17 protein-coding genes are annotated in these 19,385 nt (G+C 69.1%); 12 read left to right on the top strand and 5 right to left on the bottom strand.

The annotated features are described in order from the left end of the window. The first annotated feature begins 32 nt into the window (after nucleotides 1-32). The 5 genes from V5F74_RS12685 (at nucleotide 33) to argC (ending at nucleotide 5,664) form a co-directional block, all read left to right on the top strand. Nucleotides 33-323, top strand: a complete 291-nt coding sequence (locus V5F74_RS12685; RefSeq protein ID WP_250165590.1) for a hypothetical protein — start codon at nucleotides 33-35, stop codon at nucleotides 321-323. Between the two features lie 163 nt (nucleotides 324-486). Next, the gene (locus V5F74_RS12680; RefSeq protein ID WP_024278493.1) at nucleotides 487-1,707 is read left to right on the top strand and encodes an LL-diaminopimelate aminotransferase; all 1,221 of its coding nucleotides are present in this window, start codon (nucleotides 487-489) and stop codon (nucleotides 1,705-1,707) included. A gap of 137 nt (nucleotides 1,708-1,844) precedes the next feature. Further along, nucleotides 1,845-3,140 carry a homoserine dehydrogenase gene (locus V5F74_RS12675; protein ID WP_029558925.1) on the top strand — a complete coding sequence of 432 codons (1,296 nt, stop codon included), beginning with the start codon at nucleotides 1,845-1,847 and terminating at the stop codon, nucleotides 3,138-3,140. 37 nt (nucleotides 3,141-3,177) lie between these two features. Then, nucleotides 3,178-4,197, top strand: coding sequence for a class II fructose-bisphosphatase (gene glpX / locus V5F74_RS12670; protein WP_051679301.1), 1,020 nt, complete (start codon nucleotides 3,178-3,180; stop codon nucleotides 4,195-4,197). A 414-nt stretch (nucleotides 4,198-4,611) separates the two neighbouring features. After that, on the top strand, nucleotides 4,612-5,664 hold the full coding sequence (argC, locus tag V5F74_RS12665; protein WP_394008388.1) for an N-acetyl-gamma-glutamyl-phosphate reductase: 1,053 nt from the start codon (nucleotides 4,612-4,614) through the stop codon (nucleotides 5,662-5,664). A 74-nt stretch (nucleotides 5,665-5,738) separates the two neighbouring features. Here argC and V5F74_RS12660 read toward each other — a convergent pair whose 3' ends face one another. Together V5F74_RS12660 and V5F74_RS12655 are read right to left on the bottom strand one after the other, a co-directional pair. Beyond that, nucleotides 5,739-6,095 carry a hypothetical protein gene (locus V5F74_RS12660; protein ID WP_394008386.1) on the bottom strand — a complete coding sequence of 119 codons (357 nt, stop codon included), beginning with the start codon at nucleotides 6,093-6,095 and terminating at the stop codon, nucleotides 5,739-5,741. A 31-nt stretch (nucleotides 6,096-6,126) separates the two neighbouring features. Beyond that, a complete protein-coding gene (locus tag V5F74_RS12655; protein WP_169124321.1) occupies nucleotides 6,127-6,438 on the bottom strand; it encodes an ArsR/SmtB family transcription factor in 312 nt (103 codons plus the stop codon). A gap of 202 nt (nucleotides 6,439-6,640) precedes the next feature. Here V5F74_RS12655 and V5F74_RS12650 point away from each other — a divergent pair, with 202 nt between their 5' ends. From V5F74_RS12650 to V5F74_RS12635, 4 genes are all read left to right on the top strand, one after another. After that, nucleotides 6,641-8,032, top strand: a complete 1,392-nt coding sequence (locus V5F74_RS12650; RefSeq protein WP_029558929.1) for a GntP family permease — start codon at nucleotides 6,641-6,643, stop codon at nucleotides 8,030-8,032. Between the two features lie 193 nt (nucleotides 8,033-8,225). Then, entirely contained in the window at nucleotides 8,226-9,617 is a 1,392-nt protein-coding gene (locus V5F74_RS12645; RefSeq protein ID WP_394008384.1) for a GntP family permease, read from the top strand. 60 nt (nucleotides 9,618-9,677) lie between these two features. Next, nucleotides 9,678-10,601, top strand: a complete 924-nt coding sequence (locus V5F74_RS12640; protein WP_394008382.1) for a ParA family protein — start codon at nucleotides 9,678-9,680, stop codon at nucleotides 10,599-10,601. Then, entirely contained in the window at nucleotides 10,594-11,070 is a 477-nt protein-coding gene (locus V5F74_RS12635; RefSeq protein ID WP_394008380.1) for a hypothetical protein, read from the top strand. The genes V5F74_RS12640 and V5F74_RS12635 overlap by 8 nt, the downstream gene beginning before the upstream one ends. A gap of 9 nt (nucleotides 11,071-11,079) precedes the next feature. On the opposite strand, the gene V5F74_RS12630 is transcribed toward V5F74_RS12635, so the two are convergent. Then, nucleotides 11,080-11,769: a YoaK family protein gene (locus V5F74_RS12630; protein ID WP_394008378.1), complete on the bottom strand. Its 690-nt coding sequence runs from the start codon at nucleotides 11,767-11,769 to the stop codon at nucleotides 11,080-11,082. Nucleotides 11,770-11,779: 10 nt separating this feature from the next. Next, nucleotides 11,780-13,579 (bottom strand): single-stranded-DNA-specific exonuclease RecJ, encoded by a 1,800-nt coding sequence (gene recJ, locus V5F74_RS12625; RefSeq protein ID WP_394008908.1) that lies wholly within the window; start codon nucleotides 13,577-13,579, stop codon nucleotides 11,780-11,782. Nucleotides 13,580-13,768: 189 nt separating this feature from the next. Between recJ and parE the strand changes: the two genes are divergently transcribed. Together parE and V5F74_RS12615 are read left to right on the top strand one after the other, a co-directional pair. Next, the gene (parE, locus tag V5F74_RS12620) at nucleotides 13,769-15,838 is read left to right on the top strand and encodes a DNA topoisomerase IV subunit B (protein WP_394008376.1); all 2,070 of its coding nucleotides are present in this window, start codon (nucleotides 13,769-13,771) and stop codon (nucleotides 15,836-15,838) included. A gap of 104 nt (nucleotides 15,839-15,942) precedes the next feature. Further along, a complete protein-coding gene (locus V5F74_RS12615; RefSeq protein WP_394008374.1) occupies nucleotides 15,943-16,245 on the top strand; it encodes a hypothetical protein in 303 nt (100 codons plus the stop codon). Between the two features lie 31 nt (nucleotides 16,246-16,276). Here the strand turns inward: V5F74_RS12615 and V5F74_RS12610 are convergent, their stop codons facing one another. Beyond that, the gene (locus V5F74_RS12610) at nucleotides 16,277-17,446 is read right to left on the bottom strand and encodes an MFS transporter (RefSeq protein ID WP_394008372.1); all 1,170 of its coding nucleotides are present in this window, start codon (nucleotides 17,444-17,446) and stop codon (nucleotides 16,277-16,279) included. A gap of 339 nt (nucleotides 17,447-17,785) precedes the next feature. Between V5F74_RS12610 and V5F74_RS12605 the strand changes: the two genes are divergently transcribed. Further along, a complete protein-coding gene (locus V5F74_RS12605; protein WP_394008370.1) occupies nucleotides 17,786-19,375 on the top strand; it encodes a DEAD/DEAH box helicase in 1,590 nt (529 codons plus the stop codon). Nucleotides 19,376-19,385: the final 10 nt, after the last annotated feature.

Here is a 19,385-nt window from a genome sequence, read left to right as displayed (position 1 = left end):
CCGCCGGGACCGGGAGCCATCCGGAACGGACAATGGACCTTTTCTCCCCGACGGCGCGAGGCCGTGCCGTCCCGACGCTGCGCGCCGCGCTTCTCCTCGCGCTCGCCGCGAGCCTCTCCGCCTGCGCCGGCTCGGGCATTCCGGGCCTCGCGCCGCCGCAGACCTCGGTGCCCGAGGTGGACGCCACCCACTTCCCCACGCTGGGCGCCCCACCCGCCGAGCGCCGAGACCCGCTCACCACCGAGCAGCAGCAGAAGCTGCAGCGCGACCTTGAGCGCCTCGCCCGCCAGCAGCAGGCCAAGCAGGTGCCGCAGGCGCAGTGAGCCGCGCGCGGCGCCTGCGGGCGTTTCGCGTCATTGTGCGGTGCGATATGGCGGCCACCGCCCCATCGCCACCGCAATCAAGGCTTTTTCATTCACCGAACAGTGCTACAAAGCCCGACTGCCGCGCCGGGAGACAACATGCGCGGCCTCTGGAGCCATTGAGATGACGACCGATTTCCACCGCATTCGCCGGCTGCCGCCCTACGTGTTCGAGCAAGTGAACCGTGTGAAGGCCGCCGCCCGCAATGCCGGGGTGGACATCGTCGACCTCGGCATGGGCAACCCGGACCTCGACGCGCCGGCGCATGTCTATGAGAAGCTGAAAGAGACCATCGGCAAGCCGCGCACCGACCGCTATTCCGCCTCCAAGGGCATCCCCGGCCTGCGCAAGGCGCAGGCGGCCTATTACGAGCGGCGATTCGGCGTGAAGCTGGACCCCGACCGGCAGGTCGTCGCCACGCTGGGCTCCAAGGAAGGCTTCGCCAACATGGCGCAGGCCATCACCGCCCCCGGCGACGTGATCCTGACCCCCAATCCCTCCTACCCCATCCACGCCTTCGGCTTCCTGATGGCCGGCGGCGTCATCCGCTCGGTTCCGGCCGAGCCGGGGCCGGAGTTCTTCCACGCCATGGAGCGGGCGGTCCAGCACTCCATCCCCAAGCCCATCGCGGTGGTGCTGTGCTATCCCTCGAACCCCACGGCCTGCGTGGCGGATCTCGAGTTCTACAAGGACGTGGTGGCCTTCGCGAAGAAGAACGACCTGATCGTTCTCTCCGACCTCGCTTATGCCGAGCTTTATTTCGACGGCAACCCGCCCCCCTCGGTGCTGCAGGTGCCGGGCGCCATGGACGTGGCGGTGGAATTCACCTCCATGTCCAAGACCTATTCCATGGCCGGCTGGCGCATGGGCTTCGCCGTGGGCAACGAGCGGCTCATCGCCGCGCTCTCGCGGGTGAAGTCGTATCTCGACTACGGCGCCTACACCCCCATCCAGGTGGCGGCCACCGCGGCGCTCAACGGCCCGCAGGAGTGCATCGCGGAGATGCGCGAGACCTACAAGAAGCGCCGCGACGCCCTCGTGGAGAGCTTCGGCCGCGCCGGCTGGAACATCCCCGTGCCCCGCGCCACCATGTTCGCGTGGTCGCCCATCCCGGAGCCCTTCCGGGCCATGGGCTCGGTGGAATTCGCCAAGCTCCTCATCGAGAAGGCGGAAGTGGCGGTGTCGCCGGGCGTCGGCTTCGGCGAGCATGGCGACGAATACGTCCGCATCGCCGTGGTGGAGAACGAGCAGCGCATCCGACAGGCGGCGCGCAACGTGCGCCGCTTCTTCGAGCAGGCCGGCACCACGCTGCACAACGTGGTGCCGCTCAGCGCCGCGCGCTGAGCCGACGCCCCCGCCCCTCTGACACCGGGGCCGAACGGGTTGGCGATCGAGCATTGACCGGTTCCGGCGACAGCCGGAACCTCGCGCCGGGCGGGCTGTGGTATGACGCCAGCCGAGGACAGGAACCGGACTGACAGATGAGCGATTTGAAAGTGGGCCTCGCCGGCCTCGGCACCGTCGGGGCCGCGGTCTTCCGCATGCTCGAGCGCCGCGCCGGCGAGCTTGAGGCGCGCACCGGCCGTACCGTGAAGGTGACGGCGGTGGCCGCCCGCGACCGCAGCCGCGACCGCGGCCTCGATCTCTCAAGCGTGGCCTGGTTCGAGGATCCGGTGGCGCTCGCCCGCGACGGCGACATCGACGTGTTCGTGGAGCTGATGGGCGGCGACGGCGACCCGGCCAAGGCGGCCGTGGCTGCCGCGCTGGACCGTGGAATTCCCGTCGTCACCGCCAACAAGGCGCTGCTCGCCAAGTGCGGCGTGGAGCTCGCCCGCCGGGCCGAGGCCTCCGGCGCGGGCCTGCATTTCGAGGCGGCGGTGGCGGGCGGCATCCCCATCGTGAAGACGCTGCGCGAGGCGCTCGCCGGCAACGCCATCGAGCGCGTGTCGGGCATCCTCAACGGCACCTGCAACTACATCCTCACCCGCATGGCGGACGAGAAGCTCTCCTTCCACGTCTGCCTCACCGAGGCGCAGCGGCTCGGCTATGCGGAGGCGGACCCGACCTTCGACATCGACGGCTTCGACACCGCCCACAAGCTCGCCATCCTCACCTCGCTGGCCTTCGGCACGCAGGTGGATGCGGACGCCATCTATGTGGAGGGCATCCGCCAGCTCACCCTCGCCGACCTCGAGGCGGCGGATGATCTCGGCTACCGGGTGAAGCTGCTCGGCGTGGCGGTGAAGACCGACACCGGCATCGAGCAGCGCGTGCATCCCACCATGGTGCCGAAGCACTGGCCCATCGCCCAGGTCTCCGGCGTCACCAATGCGGTGGCGGTGGACGGCGATGCGGTGACGCTGACGCTGGTCGGCCCCGGCGCCGGCGGCGATGCCACCGCCTCGGCAGTGGTGGGCGACCTGTTCGACGTGGCCCGCGGCGCCAGGGGCTATGCCTTCGGCCTGCCCGTGGACCGCCTCGCCAAGGCGGAGCGCGCCGCCATGCAGCGCCACGAGGGCGGCTACTACATCCGCCTCGCCGTGGTGAACAAGCCGGGCACCGCCGCCACCATCACCCGCCGCATGGCGGACGAGCAGATCTCGCTGGAATCCATCGTCCAGCGGCAGCCGGGCGGCGCGATGCCGTCCGATACGGCGCATGTGATTCTCATCACCTATGCCACGACCGAGGCCGCCGTGCGCCGCGCCATCGCCGCCATCGAGGCGGACGGCGTGGTCGCCTCCCTGCCCCAGGTCATCCGGATCGAGAAGGACTGATCCGGAGCGCGGCAACAGAACCAGAAGGACCGACGTCATGAGCGGTGCCCGGACCCAGAGGACGCCTGAGAAGTCTGCCCAGCGAGCCGAGCAGGTGCTCGACCGCCGCCTTGCCCTCGACATGGCCCAGGCCATGGAACGCTGCGCCGTCGCCGCCGCCCGCCTGCGCGGCCACGGCGACGAGCAGGCCGCCGACATCGCCGCCATGACCGTCTGCCACCGCGAGGTGAACGAGATTCCGGTCTCCGGCACCCTGGTGATCGGCGAAGGCATCGAGGGCGATTGCGACCAGCTGTTCGTCGGCGAGAAGCTGGGGCGAGGCGGGGCCGAGGTGGACCTCGCGGTGGACGCGCTGGAAGGCACCACGCTCTGCGCCAAGAACATGGAAGGCTCGCTCTGCGTGCTCGTGCTCGCCGAGCATGACACGCTGCTGAAGATGCCGCCCTGCTACATGGAGAAGATCGCCATCGGGCCGGGCTATCCGGAAGGCATCGTCTCCCTGTCCCAGAGCCCGCAGGACAACATCCGCGCTTTGGCCGAGGCCAAGGGCGTGCCGCCCTCCGACGTCACCGCGCTCATCCTCGACCGGCCCCGCCATGGCCCGCTGATCGACGCCGTGCGCAAGACCGGCGCCGCCATCAAGCTCATCACCGACGGCGACGTGGCGGGCGTGGTGCACACCGCCAACCCGCATGAGAGCGGCATTGACATCTATCTCGGCCTCGGCGGCGCAGCCGAGGGCGTGCTGGCCGCCGCCGCGCTGCGCTGCATCGGCGGACAGATGGAAGGCCGGCTCGTGCTCGACACCGAGAAGAAGCGCGCCCAGGCCAAGGCGCTGGGCATCACCGACTTCTCCAAGGTCTACAAGCTGGACGAGATGGTGCGCGGCGACTGCCTGTTCGCCGCCACCGGCGTCACGGACGGCGCGCTGCTGAAGGGCGTGCGCTTCGGCCGGGACGTGATCCTCACCGACACCATCGTGATGCGCGCCGCCACCGGCACCGTGCGCCGCATCGCCACCGAGCACCGCGACTTCTCCAAGTTCCGGCTGGCGTGAGGGGGGAGCTTCTTCCTCCCCTCTCCCCTTGCGGGAGAGGGGCTGGGGGTGAGGGGTGCTTTCTCCGCCGTCTTGACCGCCGTTACGGTCGCACCAGCCCCCTCACCCGTCTCGCGGCGTCGCCGCGATCCACCCTCTCCCGCAAGGGGAGAGGGGTTTCCCTATCCTCCCTCCCCTCTCCCGTGCGGCGGAGGGGCCGGGGGTGAGGGGTATTCCGGGCGCGAACCCCCGGCCCCTGCATTCGCGGAACCAGCCCCCTCACCCGTCTCGCGGCGCCGCCGCGGTCCACCCACTCCCGCAAGGGGAGAGGGAAACCGCGCCCCTGTCTTTTCCCTGACGTGTGATTGGGTGTAAGCACCTTGGCCCCGTTCGCCGGCTGCGGCCGGGCGGCGGGAGACCCTTCGGGAGAGCAAGATGTCTGACGCAAAGGCAAGGATCGCGGTATTGGGCGCCTCGGGCTACACCGGCTCCGAGCTGGTGCGCCTGCTGCTGCGCCATCCGCGCGTCGAGATCGTCGCGCTCACCGCGGACCGCAAGGCCGGCCAGTCCATGGCCGACGTGTTCCCCCAGTTCGCGCCCTTCCCGCTGCCCAAGCTCGTGACCATCGACGAGGTGGATTTCACCGCCGTGGACGTGGTGTTCTGCGCGCTGCCGCACGCCACCACCCAATTGGTCATCAAGAAGGTGTTCGATACGGCGCCCAACGTGAAGGTGGTGGACCTCTCCGCCGACTTCCGCCTGTCCGATCCCGGCGCCTACGAGGAATGGTACGGCCATCCCCACCAGGCGCTCGACCTCCAGAAGGAGGCGGCCTACGGCATCGCCGAGATCTATCGCGACGAGATCCGCAAGGCGCGCCTCGTCGCCAATCCCGGCTGCCATTCTTCCACCGCCATCCTGCCCATCGTGCCGCTGCTGGAAGCCGGCGCGCTGGAGCCGGAGAGCATCGTCGTGGATTCCAAGACCGGCATGTCCGGCGCCGGGCGCTCGGCCAAGGAGGCGATGCTGTTCTCCGAGGTGTCGGAGGGCATCCACGCCTATGCCGTTTCCGGCCATCGCCACATGGGCGAGCTGGACCAGGAATTCTCCAAGGCCGCCGGCCGGCCGGTGAAGCCCATGTTCGTGCCGGTGCTCTCGCCCATGAACCGGGGCATCTACGCCACCATCTACGTGCGCACCACCGGCGCCACCGCCGAGGACCTGCACCGCATCCTGACCGACTTCTACAAGGGCGCGGCCTTCGTCCACGTCCTGCCGTTCGGCCAGGTGCCGCAGTCGCGCCATGTGCGCGGGTCCAACATGGTGTTCCTGGGCGTGGTGGCCGACCGCGTGCCCGGCCGGGCCGTCATCATCTCCACGCTGGACAACCTCGTGAAGGGCGCGTCCGGCTCGGCGGTGCAGAACATGAACCTCGTCATGGGCTTCCCCGAGACCGAGGGCCTGGAGCAGATCGCGCTGATGCCGTGATCCCGACCTGACGCGAAAAGGCCGCGCCCTCATCAGGCGCGGCCTTTTTGTATCTGCGATCCTGATCTCGCGGATCAGCCGCGGACCACCTCGACCGGGCCATGGTCGTCGCAATGGCCGCCGTGCGGGTGGTGCAGGTGGCCGTCCACCAGATAGTCGACATGGTCGCCGTGGGGCACCGCCTCATGGCCGCAGCCGGGGCCGTGGACATGGCCGGGCTCGTGGCCCGCGCAGGTGTGGTTGGGGGTGCAGCGGTCGGGATTGGTCTCGCTCACCGCGATCACGTGCTCATCCACATGGTCGCCGTGCATGTGGTGCAGGTGGCCGTCGTGGAGATAGTCCACGTGCCCGTCGTGGCGGATGGCGGTGTGGCCGCAGCCGGGGCCGTGCTGGTGGTCGTGGTTCGGGTGGATCTTGCAGGTCCCGGACATGGCTTGCTCCTCGCTTCAACGGTTCTCGGCTTCAATGATTCTCGCAGGCGTGCTCCACCGCGCTCGCCACGAGGGCGAGCACATGGTCGTCCGCCAGGTGATAGAGGATCGACTTGCCCTCGCGCCGCCGCCCGACGAGGCGCGCGGCGTGAAGCACCTTCAGCCGCACCGACACCGTCGATAGCTTCTCCCCCTGGGCCTCCGCCAGCTCCGTCACCGAAGCCTCGCGACCGGCCAGCAGGATCAGCAGCCGCAGGCGCTGGGGGTCGGCCAACGCGGAGAACATCCCCGCCGCCTCATCCACCTGCCGGCCCGTGAGCGAACGCTGCGCGTCGAAACTCATGTGAACACTCTATCAATCGTTGAAGTGTTAAAGTCAAGAGGTACCCAGGGCCTTTTCGACTCGGCCCGTGCTTCATCGTGCGCCTTCTGCCGGTTACCGCAAGGTCCGTCAGGTCCCCCATACCAATGGACAAGCTGTGTCCGGTCGCGGGCCGCACTAGTGTCCGGCCCGATCGCATTCTTACCTCCACCGGATTCGTCCCATGAGCTTTGTCGTCTGCCTTGCGGCACTCTTCTTCCTGATGCTCGTGGCCTATCGGGGCTTCAGCGTCATCCTGTTCGCCCCCGTCGCCGCCATCGGCGCGGTGCTGCTGACCGATCCGGCCGCGGTGCCGGTCGTCTTTTCCGGACTTTTCATGGAAAAGATGGTGGGCTTCATCAAGCTCTACTTCCCGGTGTTCCTGCTGGGCGCCGTCTTCGGCAAGCTCATCGAGCTGTCGGGCTTTTCCCGCTCCATCGTCGCTTCGGTGGTTAAGCTTCTGGGGCCGGGCCGCGCCATCCTCTCCATCGTCCTGGTGGGCGCCCTGCTGACCTATGGCGGCGTCTCGCTGTTCGTGGTGGTGTTCGCCGTCTACCCCTTCGGCGCGGAAATGTTCCGTCAGGTGGGCATTCCCAAGCGGCTCCTGCCGGCGGTCGTGGCGCTCGGGGCGTTCTCCTTCACTATGGACACGCTGCCCGGCACGCCGCAGATCCAGAACATCATTCCCACCACCTTCTTCCACACCACAGCCTACGCCGCGCCCATCCTGGGCCTGGTGGGAACCGCCTTCATCCTCGCGGTGGGGCTGTCCTACCTCGAGTTCCGCCGCCGCCAGGCGGCGAAGGCCGGCGAGGGCTACGGCACCGGCCACCTCAACGAGGTGGTGGTGGACGAGACCGTGCCGCTCGTCTCCCCGATTCTCGCCTTGCTGCCGCTGGTCGTGGTGGGCATCGCCAACCTGATCTTCGCCCGCCTCATCCCGCAGTGGTTCGGCGCCACCGCGACCGCCACGCTGGTTCCGGGCGCGGCCCCCGTCAGCGTGCCGACCAGCACCTGGGCAGCGATCTGGGCCGTCGAAGCCGCGCTGCTTCTCGGCATTTTCACGGTCGCGGTGTTCGGCTTCAAATCCATCGCCGGCAAGTTCTCCACCGGCTCCAAGGATGCCGTGTCGGGCGCGCTGCTCGCGGGGCTCAACACCGCCACCGAGTACGGCTTCGGCGCGGTCATCGCGGCGCTGCCCGGCTTCCTTCTGATCAAGTCGGCGCTGTCGGCCATCCCCAATCCGCTGGTCAACGAGGCCATCACCGTGACCACGCTGGCCGGCATCACCGGCTCGGCCTCGGGCGGCCTGTCCATCGCGCTCGCGGCCATGTCGGAGCAGTTCATCGCCCAGGCCAATGCCGCCGGCATCCCCATGGAGGTGCTGCACCGCGTCGCCTCCATGGCCTCCGGCGGCATGGACACGCTGCCCCACAACGGCGCCGTCATCACCCTGCTCGCCGTGACCGGCCTGAGCCACCGGCAGGCCTATGGCGACATCTTCGCCATCACGCTGGTGAAGACCGCCGCGGTGTTCTTCGTGATCGGATTTTACTATCTCACCGGACTCTATTGAGCGGGTGCAGCGTCGCGCACAGATCGCGGCGCTACGGGGGCTGGCAGGGAATGACGCCGACCCGGCGGATGCCGGAGCGGCGTCAAGCCATTGCAGTGCAACAATTCTTATGAATTCCGAAGCTGGTGCTCGGCCGTAGGGCGCATTACTGTCCCGCTTGAGGACTCCCCCTACCTGCGCCGGATTGACAGCCATGAGCTTCGTCGTCTGCCTCGCCGCGCTCTTCTTCCTGATGCTCGTGGCCTATCGCGGCTTCAGCGTCATCCTGTTCGCCCCCGTCGCCGCCATCGGCGCGGTGCTGCTGACCGATCCGGCGGCGGTGCCGGTGATCTTTTCCGGCCTGTTCATGGAAAAGATGGTGGGCTTCATCAAGCTCTACTTCCCGGTGTTCCTGCTGGGCGCCATCTTCGGCAAGCTCATCGAACTGGCCGGCTTCTCGCGCTCCATCGTCTCGGCGGTGGTGAACCTGCTGGGGCCGCGGCGGGCCATCGTCTCCATCGTGCTGGTGGGCGCGGTGCTCACCTATGGCGGCGTCTCGCTGTTCGTGGTGGTGTTCGCGCTCTATCCCTTCGGCGCGGAGATGTTCCGGCAGGTGGGCATCCCCAAGCGCCTGCTGCCGGCGGTGATTGCGCTCGGCGCCTTCTCCTTCACGGCGGATACGCTGCCCGGCACGCCGCAGCTGCAGAACATCATCCCCACCGCCTTCTTCGGCACCACAGCCTATGCGGCGCCCATCCTCGGCATCGTCGGCTCCATCTTCATCTTCGTGGTGGGCATCTCCTATCTGGAATTCCGCCGGATGCAGGCCCACCGCGCCGGCGAGGGCTACGGCACCGGCCACCTCAATGAGAGCCTGCCCGACGACAGCGTCCCGCCCGTGCCGCCGCTGCTCGCGGTGCTGCCGCTGGTTGTGGTGGGCCTCGCCAATCTGTTCTTCGCCTGGCACATCCCCGGCTGGTTCGGACCGCAGGCGAGCGCGACGCTTGTGGAGGGCGGCACGGCGGTGAGCGTTGAGACCCACGTCTGGGCCGGCATCTGGGCGGTAGAGGCCGCCCTGCTGCTCGGCATCCTTACGGTGGTGGCGTTCGGCTACCGGGCCATCGCCGGCCATTTCGCCGGCGGCTCGAAGGAAGCGGTGGGCGGCGCGCTGCTCGCCGGGCTGAACACCGCGACGGAATACGGCTTCGGCGCGGTGATCGCGGCGCTGCCGGGCTTCCTCGTCATCAAGGCGGCGCTGACCTCCATCCCCAATCCCCTCATCAACGAGGCGATCACGGTGACGACCTTGGCCGGCATCACCGGCTCGGCCTCGGGCGGCCTCTCCATCGCGCTCGGGGCCATGGCGCAGCAATTCATCGCCGAGGCGCAGGCCTATGGCATCCCGCTGGAGGTGATGCACCGCGTCGCCTCCATGGCCGCCGGTGGCATGGACACGCTGCCGCACAACGGCGCGGTCATCACCCTCCTCACCGTGACGGGGCTGACGCATCGTCAGTCCTACGGCGACATTTTCGCCGTCACCATCATCAAGACCACCGCCGCCTTCGTCGTGATCGGCTTCTATTATTTGACCGGCCTCTATTGAGCAGGTGCAGCATCGCCTTTAGGTTGCGGCGCAACATGGGCTGCGAGGGGTGGTGCGGACATGGCCGAAGTGGGGGAGGCCGACGCCGGGGGGCGGGTGATCGCTGTCGCCAACATGAAGGGCGGCGTGGGCAAGACCACCACCGTGGTGATGCTGGCGGAAGGCTTTGCGGAGCAGGGCGCGCGGGTGGTGGTGGTCGATCTCGACGCCCAGGCCAACGCCTCCTACTGCTTCGCCCATGACGACGAGCTGCGCGCGATCCTCGACCGCCGCCAGTCGGTGACGTCCTTCCTCGCCGACCGGCTGCTCTATGGCGACCGCACTTCCATCGCCCAGTACATCTCGCCGAGCATCTGCCATGTGATGAAGGCGGGCGAGGAACTGGCCATCGACATGGTGGTGGCGAGCCCCCGCCTGCGCCTGCTGGAGCGCGAGATCGTCCTGCGGCTGGCAGAGAAGAATTACGGGCTGCGCTCGCTGGAGGGCCAGTCCCTGAAGGTGCTCGACGAGGCGCTCGGCTACCTGCGCGCGCATTATGACGTGGTGCTGTTCGACTGCGCGCCGGGCATCTCCGCCTTCACCGAGGTGGCCATCCGCCTCGCCGACATGGTGATCGTGCCGACCATCCCGGACTATCTCTCCACCCTCGGCTTCGACGCCTTCCGCGCCTCGGTGTGGGAGAACGCCCACGTCACGCGCTCCGCCTTGCCCCAGCCGAAGCGCCGGCCGCTGGTGCTGGCGAGCCGGGTGCATGCGCAGAAGATCCAGCACCGCGATACGCTCATCAGCCTCCGGGACGAGGCGGAGGACGCCGATGCGGTCTATGAGATGTTCGACACCGAAGTCCGCAATCAGGCCGCCATCGAGCGGGCCATGGACCCGGAAAACTTTCCCTACGCGCCCTCCTTCGAGCAGAAATGGTACAACGCGGTGGATGCTGTGCGCGATCTGGTGAACGAGACGCGGAGGCGGCTCCATGGCTGAGGCTTCGGATTTCTTCGCTCTGCTCGCGGCCATCGGCGGCAAGGCCGGCCTGTTCCCGGCCGGCGGCAATCTCGCGCGCAAGGCGGTGAACGAGATCGTCCGCGCCCAGCTGGGGGCGGAGGGGACGGACCTTGAGGCCCTGCGCGCCATCCGCGCCTTGCTCGGTCCCGACGCCTTCGCCGAGGCGCTGGATGGTGTGCCGGCGCCCAAGACCAAGGCGCTGCTCACCCGCGTCGATCCGCACGCCCCTGCCCTCGCCCAGCCCGGCGACCGGGTGAAGGCGCTCCTTGCCTTGGCCGACGGCAGCCGCGCGCCAGCCGCCAAGCCGGCGAAGAAGGCGTCTTCGCGCAAGGCGCCGGCTCCGGCGCCCGCCACCCCCGTAGAGACCGCGCCGGCCGATGGGAAACCCGCGCCGCGCAAGCGCAAGATCACCGGGCGGACGGCGCTGCGGGTATCGGAAGAGCGCTGAGGCGCAGGTTTACGCCTTGTCCTTCTGCGGCGTCGGGTCCGGCCCCAGCGTGAAGATCTCCGCCACCGCCACGAAGGTGGGCACGAACAGGCACCACATGCCCACCGCGCGATAGAGCAGCGCGGCCGCAAGGCAGCCGAAGAGGAAGGCGGCGAGGTACGCGCTCATCCGGCCGAGACGGGCGCGGGTGGCGGGAATGTTGGTGCCTTTCAGCGGTCGCAAGAGATTGGCGATGTCCACCAGCACCTGCGTGAAGGTGCCGGTCATCACGGTGGAGGGCGGCGAGTCAGTGAGGTGGGTGCGGTGGAGCGCGTTCTGCAGCGCCATGGCCGCCACCAAGGTCATGCCCATCATCACGGCGGCAGGAGAGTCGTGGTCGTAGAACGGCCCGTTCTGCACAGCCACCAGCGCCGCATGGGCGAGCAGCACCAGCTTCGCCGCCATCAGGATGCGGAAATCGTCCCGCCCCCGCCGGGCGAGAAACAGGCTCAGCTCCCGCGCGCACAGCACCACGATGGCGAACACCGGCAGCGCCAGGACCTTCGTCAGCGAGGGCGTGTCGCCATGGGCCAGCGAGGCGGCGATGGTGACGAAATTGCCGGTGACATGGGCCGCGAACAGCCCACCGAGCGCGACGAAGCCCGCCGCATCCACGAAGCCAGCGTTGAAGCAGAGGAGGACAGCGAGCAGGACCTTCACAGCGGCGACCTCATCCAGCCTCGGCCACGTCGCGGATGCGCAGCGCGACGCGCGTCTCGCCCTGCCAGGTGTCGATGTCGAGGCACCCGGCCACATGCAGATTGCGCCCGCGCCCGGCCAAGAGCGCCCGGCCCAGCGGCTCCTCGGCGCAGCGGAAGGCGGTGGCCTTCAATGTCGTGCCGTCCGGCGAGGAGATGCGGGCGCGCACATGGCCGGCGCCGAAGCTCTCGACATAGCTGATGCGGTGGCCGGGAAAGGCGAACACCGGCTCGGGATTGCCGGCGCCGAACGGGCCGGCGCGGGAAACGGTCTCCACCATGTCCACCGTTGCCCCGCGCGCGGTCATCGCTCCGTCGATGGAAAGGGTGCCCTCGGCGCGGGCGCGCTCCACGTCCGGCGCGAGGCGCTGCTCCAGTTCCGCGCGTAGCGCCCCGAGCTGGCGGCGCTCCACCGTGAGGCCGGCCGCCATGGCATGGCCGCCGCCCTTCACAAGGAGCCCGCTCTCCACCGCCCCGCGCACCGCGCGGCCGATGTCCACGCCGGGAATGGAGCGGCCGGAGCCGGTGCCGGTCTCACCATTGAAGGCGATGGCGAAGGCCGGGCGCTGAAAGCGCTCCTTCAGCCGCGCCGCGACCAGGCCGACGACGCCGGGGTGCCAGCCCTCGCCGCTCACCACCACCACGGCGCCCTCCTCCGAGATGCCGAGCGCCGCCTGCGCCTCGGCCTCGGCGGCGGCGAGGATGGCGCGTTCCACCTCCTGCCGCTCGGCGTTGAGACGGTCCAGCTCGGCGGCGATGCCGCGCGCCTCGGCGGGATCCTGCGTCAGCAGCAGGCGCGCGCCCAACGTCGCCTCGCCGATGCGCCCGCCGGCATTGATGCGCGGGCCGATGAGAAAGCCGAGATGGAACGGCCGCGGCGGCCCGTCGAGCCGCGCCGCGTCCATCAGCGCCGTGAGGCCGATGCGGGTGCGCCGGCGCATGGCGAGGAGCCCCTTCGCCACGAAGGCGCGGTTGAGGCCGATGAGCGGCACCACATCCGCCACCGTCGCCAGCGCCACGATGTCGAGGGCTTCCAGCAGGTCCGGCGCCGGCCGCTCGGCATTGAAATGCCCGCTCTGGCGCAGCGCCCGCACGAGGCCCACCGCCACCACGAAGGCGAGCCCGGCCGCGCAGACATGGCCGAGGCCGGAGAGGTCGTCCTCCCGGTTCGGGTTCACGATGGCGGTGGCAGGCGGCAGGGTCTCCCCCGCCTGATGGTGGTCGATGACCACCACATCCATGCCGAGCCTTTTCGCGGCCTCCAGCGGTTCGAGGGAGGTCGTGCCGCAATCCACCGTCACCAGCAGGGTCACGCCGCGCGCGGCGAGCTGCTCGATGGCCGGCACGTTCGGCCCATAGCCCTCGAAGATGCGGTCGGGAATGTGGAAGAAGGGATCGAGCCCGCCGGCCTGGAGCACACCCACCATGAGGGCGGTGGAGCAGGCGCCGTCCACGTCATAGTCGCCGAACACCGCCACCTGCTCGCCGGTCGTCACCGCGCGGGCGAGGCGCGCCACGGCGGCGGGCATGTCGGTGAGCGTGTCGGGATCGGGCAGAAGGGTGCGGATGGAGGGGTCGAGATAGCGCTCCACCTCGTCCAGCTGCACGTTGCGGGCGGCGAGTACGCGGGCCAGAAGCTCGCTGATGCCGAAGCGCTGGGCCATGGCGAGCGCCGTCTGCCCCCCGCGCACGTCCAGCCGTTCCCGCCAGGTGCGGCCGGTGGCGGAGCGGGCGACGTCGAGGAAGAGGCGATTCGGCACGGCGATGTTCACGCGCGCATGAAGCCAGAGGAGAGGCGCGGCGTCGAGCACGGGCCGGGCATGGCTCAATTGTTGCCATTCTGTTCCCCTCGCCCTCCGGCTCTGTCACTATGGGGAAATCAGGGGCCGCGGCGCCGTCCCGATTCGCGCCGGCCCTGCCGTTCTGCTATCTGGCGCCCAAACCTCCGACCTCAGAGACCCATGTCCGACAGCGATAATTCCGACGATCTCTTCGCCGCCCGCCCGCGCGGTGCCAGCAAGTCGCCTGCGCGGGAATCGACCGGCAGGGAGAGCGCGCGCGGCAAGGCCGCCGTCGTGCCCGCCATGGCGGGCGATTATACCGCCGCCCATATCGAGGTGCTGGAAGGGCTGGAGCCGGTGCGGCGCCGCCCGGGCATGTATATCGGCGGCACCGATTCCAAGGCGCTGCACCACCTCTTCGCCGAGGTGGTGGACAATTCGATGGACGAGGCCGTGGCCGGCCACGCCACCTTCATCGAGGTGCAGCTCGGTGCCGACGGCTACCTCACCGTCTCGGACAATGGCCGCGGCATCCCGGTGGAGGAGCACCCCAAGTTTCCCGGCAAGTCGGCGCTGGAGGTCATCATGACCACGCTGCACGCCGGCGGTAAGTTCGACAGCAAGGTCTACGAGACCTCCGGCGGCCTGCACGGCGTCGGCGTCTCGGTGGTCAACGCGCTCTCCGACGATCTGGAGGTGGAGATCGCGCGCAACCAGACCCTCTATCGCCAGAGCTTCTCCAAGGGCGTGCCGCAGGGGCCGCTCAAGGAAATCGGCCGCATCACCAACCGGCGCGGCACCCGCGTGCGCTTCCATCCCGATCCGGAAATCTTCGGCGCCGGCGCGCATTTTGAGCCGGCCCGCGTGTTCCGCATGGCCCGCTCCAAGGCGTACCTGTTCGGCGGCGTGGAAATCCGCTGGTCGTGCGACCCCGAGCTGCTGAAGGCCGGCGAGAACATCCCGGAGAAGACGGTCTTCCGCTTCCCCGGCGGCCTGAAGGACTATCTGGCGGCGGACCTCGAAGGCAACACGCTGGTCCATCCCGACATCTTCGCCGGCCGCATCCAGAAGACCGGCGGGCACGGCTCGGTGGAATGGGCGGTGGCGTGGGTGGCGGATGCCGACGGCAGCATCTCCTCTTACTGCAACACCATCCCCACCCCCGATGGCGGCACCCATGAGAACGGCCTCAAGGCGGTTCTGCTCAAGGGCCTGAAGGACTATTCGGAGCGCGCCGGACAGGGCAAGCGCGGCTCCGTCATCACCGGCGACGACGTGATCACCGGCTGCGCCGCCATGCTCTCCGTGTTCGTGCGCGAGCCGGAATTCCAGGGCCAGACCAAGGACCGCCTCGCCACCGCCGAGGCCGCCCGCATCGTCGAGCAGGCGCTGCGCGACCCGTTCGACCACTGGCTCGCGGCCAATCCGGTGCAGGCGAGCCGCCTGCTCGACCATGTGATCGACCGCGCCGAGGAGCGGCTGCGCCGCAAGCAGGAGAAGGAGGTCTCCCGCAAGACCGCCGTGCGCAAGCTGCGCCTGCCCGGCAAGCTCGCCGACTGCTCCAACACCGAGGCGGCCGGCTCGGAGATCTTCATCGTCGAGGGCGACTCGGCCGGCGGCTCGGCCAAGCAGGCGCGGGATCGCAAGACGCAGGCGGTGCTGCCGCTCCGCGGCAAGATCCTCAACGTCGCCAACGCCACCCGCGACAAGCTCGCCGCCAACCAGCAGCTCGCCGACCTCGGCCAGGCGCTGGGCTGCGGCACGCTCACCCACTACCGCGAGACCGACCTTCGCTACGAGAAGGTCATCATCATGACGGACGCCGACGTGGACGGGGCGCACATCGCTTCCCTCCTCGTCACCTATTTCTTCCGCCAGATGCCGAAGCTGATCGAGGAGGGCCACCTCTTCCTCGCCGTGCCGCCGCTCTACCGCATCACGCAGGGCGCCAAGACCCTCTATGCGCGCGACGACGCCCACCGCGAGCGGCTGCTGAAGAAGGAATTCAACGGCAAGGGCAAAGTGGACGTGGGCCGCTTCAAGGGCCTCGGCGAGATGATGCCGGCGCAGCTCAAGGAAACCACCATGGACCCGAGGACGCGCACCCTGCAGCGCGTCTCCGTGGAGGACGCCGAGCGCGCCGCCACCGTGGATCTCGTGGAACGCCTCATGGGCAACAAGCCCGAAGCCCGCTTCGCCTTCATCTCCGAGCGCGCCGCCTTCGCCGGCGAGGAGATGCTGGACATCTGAGCCGGCGCGGGGGCGCCGGGCGATTAACGCCGCCATCGCGGTACCGGAGGGGGAAGATCATGGGGGACGGGAAGACAGTACCGCGCGCGGGGCACGGCGTGCGGATGACTCTGGCTACTGGCCTTGCGCTTGCAACCCTGCTGCCGGGGGCGTCGCGGGCGCAGTCGTTCGGCAATGACGAGCAGTCCTGCGTCTATTACGGCTACTGGGCGGTCTCCGTCATCTATCTGGCGGCGAGCCAGGGCTGCGACTGGAGGCGCGCCAACGAATTGATCGACCCCATGCGCCACACCAAATGGTGCATGGGCCAGTCGGCGCAATCCATGTCCAGGGCGCCGCAGGTCCACCGCAACGGCGTCACCGCCCGCTGCGCCAAGCAGGGCGCGTCGGTGAAGATCAACATCTGACGGGAGCCGCCGCCCTCACGAAGTCCGCATCTCAAAGCGTCTCGGGGGGTGAGATCTGGCCCCGCCTCGGCTGGAGCAGCCCGGCGGGGCCGGCGAGCAGCAGCATGCCGATGCCGGCGGCGATGAACATGGCCACCACCCCGGCAAAACCCGCCGCCTGCGTCAGCCCCAGCGCGCCCAACGCCTGGCCGATGAAGAAGGAGGAGGCGAACAGCGCCAGCGCCGATCCGCGCGCCTCGGGAGCCAGTTCCGTGGCGAGGATCTGCAGCACGTTGTGGATCATGTAGAAGGCGAAGCCCGCCCCGGCGAAGATCGCCGCCATGAGCACCAGCCCATGGGCGCGGGTGGCGAGAATGAGCAGCACGCCCACCCCCGCCGCGCCCCAGCGCACCATGCCGCTGAGGCCGAGATAGCGCACCAGCAGCGGCACGGCGAAGGTATAGACGGCGCCGCCGATGGCGAAGGCCGCGAGCGCGATGCCGGCCTCCTTGGCATTGCCGATGCCCTGATGGACCATCAGCGGCGCCACCAGCGGAAACACGCCGAAGCTCAGCGCTCCCTCGATCGCGACCACGCCGTAGACCTTGATGGACAGCGGGTTGCGCAGCACCAGCCCATAGCGGGCGATGGAGGCGGCGAAGGACAACGGCTTGCGCTCGCCCTCCTCCGTCAGGCCGAAGGTGGTGGCGAGCGCCGCCAGCGCCGCGACGGCGAGGGCGCACCAGAACACCTCGCGCCACCCCACCAGCTCGGCGATGAAGCCGGCCAGCGCCGAACCGGAGAGCTGGCCCAGCACCAAAGCGAGCAGCACCCGGCTGAGGGCCAGCGGCCGGCGCTCGAACGGCACCCGGTCGCCCACCGTCGCCAGCACCACCGGAATGATGCCGCCGGCGAAGGCGCCGCAGAAGACGCGGGAGGCGAGCAGCATCTCGTGGCTGGTGGCGGTCGCCGAGACCACGAGGCCGATGGAGAGCATGGCGAGGTTCACGCGGATGAGCCGCACCTTGCCCACCGCATCGCCGATGGGGCCGAACACCAGCTGCATCAGCGCATAGGGAAAGGTGAAGGCGCTGGCGAGCATCGCCACCTGCTGCAACGTCACCTGAAGCTCGCTCGCCAGGATGTTCAGCATGGGATCGACGACGCGCATGGAAAACGCGCTCGCGAACGCCGCGAGGCCGAGGACGAGAAGGAAAGGCATGGGATCCGGAACGGCGACAGGAACGCCATCCGTGCGGCGTCGGCCGGATCGGGTCAACCCGACGAGACCGCATGGGTGCAGCGCACACTCATTCGCCGCGCGCATGGCGACTGCCCGCAAAGCGTGCATTTCCGCGCCAACGCCGGAAGATCGGCGCTTTATGCCCGCCGAATCGGCGAGACCGGGCGGAAAACATTGACACGGCGCATCATTTTCTTATGTTGCTATGCGTCGTCCGAGATATGTCGAATCCAAGCGCGCCGACCGACGACCACTCGTCTGACCCCGTACGGCACGGGACGTTCGATCAGCGGCGCGCCGCCGCATCCAAAAGATGCAATGTCATTTTCCGAGCTCGGCCTGAGCGATAAGGTTCTCGCGGCTGTCGCCGATACTGGCTACACGACCCCGACCCCCATCCAGGCCCAGGCCATCCCCCATGTTCTCGCGCGCCGGGATGTTCTCGGCCTCGCGCAGACAGGTACCGGCAAGACCGCCGCCTTCACGCTCCCCATGCTGACGCTGCTGGAGCAGGGCCGCGCCCGTGCCCGCATGCCGCGCACTCTCATCCTGGAACCCACCCGCGAGCTCGCGGCCCAGGTGGAAGAGAATTTCACGCGCTACGGCAAGTACAGCAAGCTCAACGTCGCCCTGCTCATTGGCGGCGTTTCCTTCGGCGACCAGGACACCAAGCTCGTTCGCGGCGTGGACGTGCTGATCGCCACCCCCGGCCGCCTGCTCGACCATGTGGAGCGCGGCCGCCTGCTCCTCTCCGGCATCGAAGTGCTCGTCATCGACGAAGCCGACCGTATGCTGGACATGGGCTTCATCCCGGACATCGAGCGCATCTGCAAGCTCGTGCCCTTCACCCGCCAGACGCTGTTCTTCTCGGCCACCATGCCGCCGGAGATCCAGCGCCTCGTCTCGCAGTTTCTCTCCAACCCGGTTCGGGTGGAGGTCTCCAAGCCCGCGTCCACCGCCACAACGGTGACGCAGGAACTGGTCGCCTCCGGCCGCGAGGACTACGAGAAGCGCGACGTCCTGCGGGAGCTGATCCGAGGCTGCGAGAATTTGCAGAACGGCATCATCTTCTGCAACCGCAAGCGCGACGTGGCGGTGCTCCACCGCTCGCTGCAGAAGCACGGCTTCAATGCCGTCGCCCTGCACGGCGATATGGACCAGCACGCCCGCATCAAGGCGCTGGACGAGTTCCGCAACGGCGAGGCGACACTGCTGGTTGCCTCCGACGTGGCCGCACGCGGCCTCGACATTCCGGCGGTGAGCCACGTCTTCAACTATGACGTGCCCCACCACGCCGAGGATTACGTCCACCGCATCGGCCGCACCGGCCGCGCCGGCCGCGCCGGCACGGCCTACACCATGGTCACGCACCTCGATGCCAAGTCCCTCTCGGCCATCGAGAAGCTGATCGGCAATCCGATCCCCTGGCATGGCGCGCCCCTGGGCGACGCCCCGCCGGCCTCTGAGCGCCGTGGGCGCGAGGATGGCCGTCTGCGCGGCAAGCGCCGCATGGACAAGGAGCCCCGCGAGGGCCGTGGTGATCGCGAAAATCGCGGCGAGCGCGAGCCGCGCCGTGAGCGCGAGCCCCGGGCCGAAGGCGCGGAGCGTGCCGAGCGTCAGCCGCGGGCTGAACGGGCGGAGCGTCCCGAACGCGCCGATCGTCCCGAGCGCACGGAGCGTCCCGAGCGCACCGAACGTCCCGAGCGTCAGGAGCGGGAACGCGCCGCGCGTCCGGAACGGAGTGCCGAGCGTGGCGACCGCCCCGAGCGCAACCGCCGTCCCGCCCGCGAGGATGCTGCCGAGGCGCGTCCCCCGCGCCGCGAGCGGGCGCCCGCCAACGAGCCGGCGGACATGTCCCACCTCCCCGCCTTCCTTCTGCGCCCCGTGCGTGTGAAGGCCGGCGCGTGATGGCAGGCTG

It is taken from the genome of Xanthobacter aminoxidans (assembly GCF_043193615.1).
GTDB lineage: Bacteria > Pseudomonadota > Alphaproteobacteria > Rhizobiales > Xanthobacteraceae > Xanthobacter > Xanthobacter aminoxidans.
This window is presented reverse-complemented; position numbering and strand designations above follow the sequence as displayed.

Excerpts from the sequence above, each read along its gene's own strand:
- V5F74_RS12675 (WP_029558925.1), top strand. The coding sequence starts at position 1,845 with ATGAGCGATTTGAAAGTGGGCCTCGCCGGCCTCGGCACCGTCGGGGCC.
- V5F74_RS12610 (WP_394008372.1), bottom strand. The coding sequence starts at position 17,446 with ATGCCTTTCCTTCTCGTCCTCGGCCTCGCGGCGTTCGCGAGCGCGTTT.
- argC (WP_394008388.1), top strand. The coding sequence starts at position 4,612 with ATGTCTGACGCAAAGGCAAGGATCGCGGTATTGGGCGCCTCGGGCTAC.
- V5F74_RS12615 (WP_394008374.1), top strand. The coding sequence starts at position 15,943 with ATGACTCTGGCTACTGGCCTTGCGCTTGCAACCCTGCTGCCGGGGGCG.
- V5F74_RS12685 (WP_250165590.1), top strand. The coding sequence starts at position 33 with ATGGACCTTTTCTCCCCGACGGCGCGAGGCCGTGCCGTCCCGACGCTG.
- V5F74_RS12650 (WP_029558929.1), top strand. The coding sequence starts at position 6,641 with ATGAGCTTTGTCGTCTGCCTTGCGGCACTCTTCTTCCTGATGCTCGTG.
- V5F74_RS12680 (WP_024278493.1), top strand. The coding sequence starts at position 487 with ATGACGACCGATTTCCACCGCATTCGCCGGCTGCCGCCCTACGTGTTC.
- V5F74_RS12645 (WP_394008384.1), top strand. The coding sequence starts at position 8,226 with ATGAGCTTCGTCGTCTGCCTCGCCGCGCTCTTCTTCCTGATGCTCGTG.
- glpX (WP_051679301.1), top strand. The coding sequence starts at position 3,178 with ATGAGCGGTGCCCGGACCCAGAGGACGCCTGAGAAGTCTGCCCAGCGA.
- V5F74_RS12635 (WP_394008380.1), top strand. The coding sequence starts at position 10,594 with ATGGCTGAGGCTTCGGATTTCTTCGCTCTGCTCGCGGCCATCGGCGGC.
- V5F74_RS12640 (WP_394008382.1), top strand. The coding sequence starts at position 9,678 with ATGGCCGAAGTGGGGGAGGCCGACGCCGGGGGGCGGGTGATCGCTGTC.
- parE (WP_394008376.1), top strand. The coding sequence starts at position 13,769 with ATGTCCGACAGCGATAATTCCGACGATCTCTTCGCCGCCCGCCCGCGC.
- V5F74_RS12655 (WP_169124321.1), bottom strand. The coding sequence starts at position 6,438 with ATGAGTTTCGACGCGCAGCGTTCGCTCACGGGCCGGCAGGTGGATGAG.
- V5F74_RS12660 (WP_394008386.1), bottom strand. The coding sequence starts at position 6,095 with ATGTCCGGGACCTGCAAGATCCACCCGAACCACGACCACCAGCACGGC.
- V5F74_RS12605 (WP_394008370.1), top strand. The coding sequence starts at position 17,786 with ATGTCATTTTCCGAGCTCGGCCTGAGCGATAAGGTTCTCGCGGCTGTC.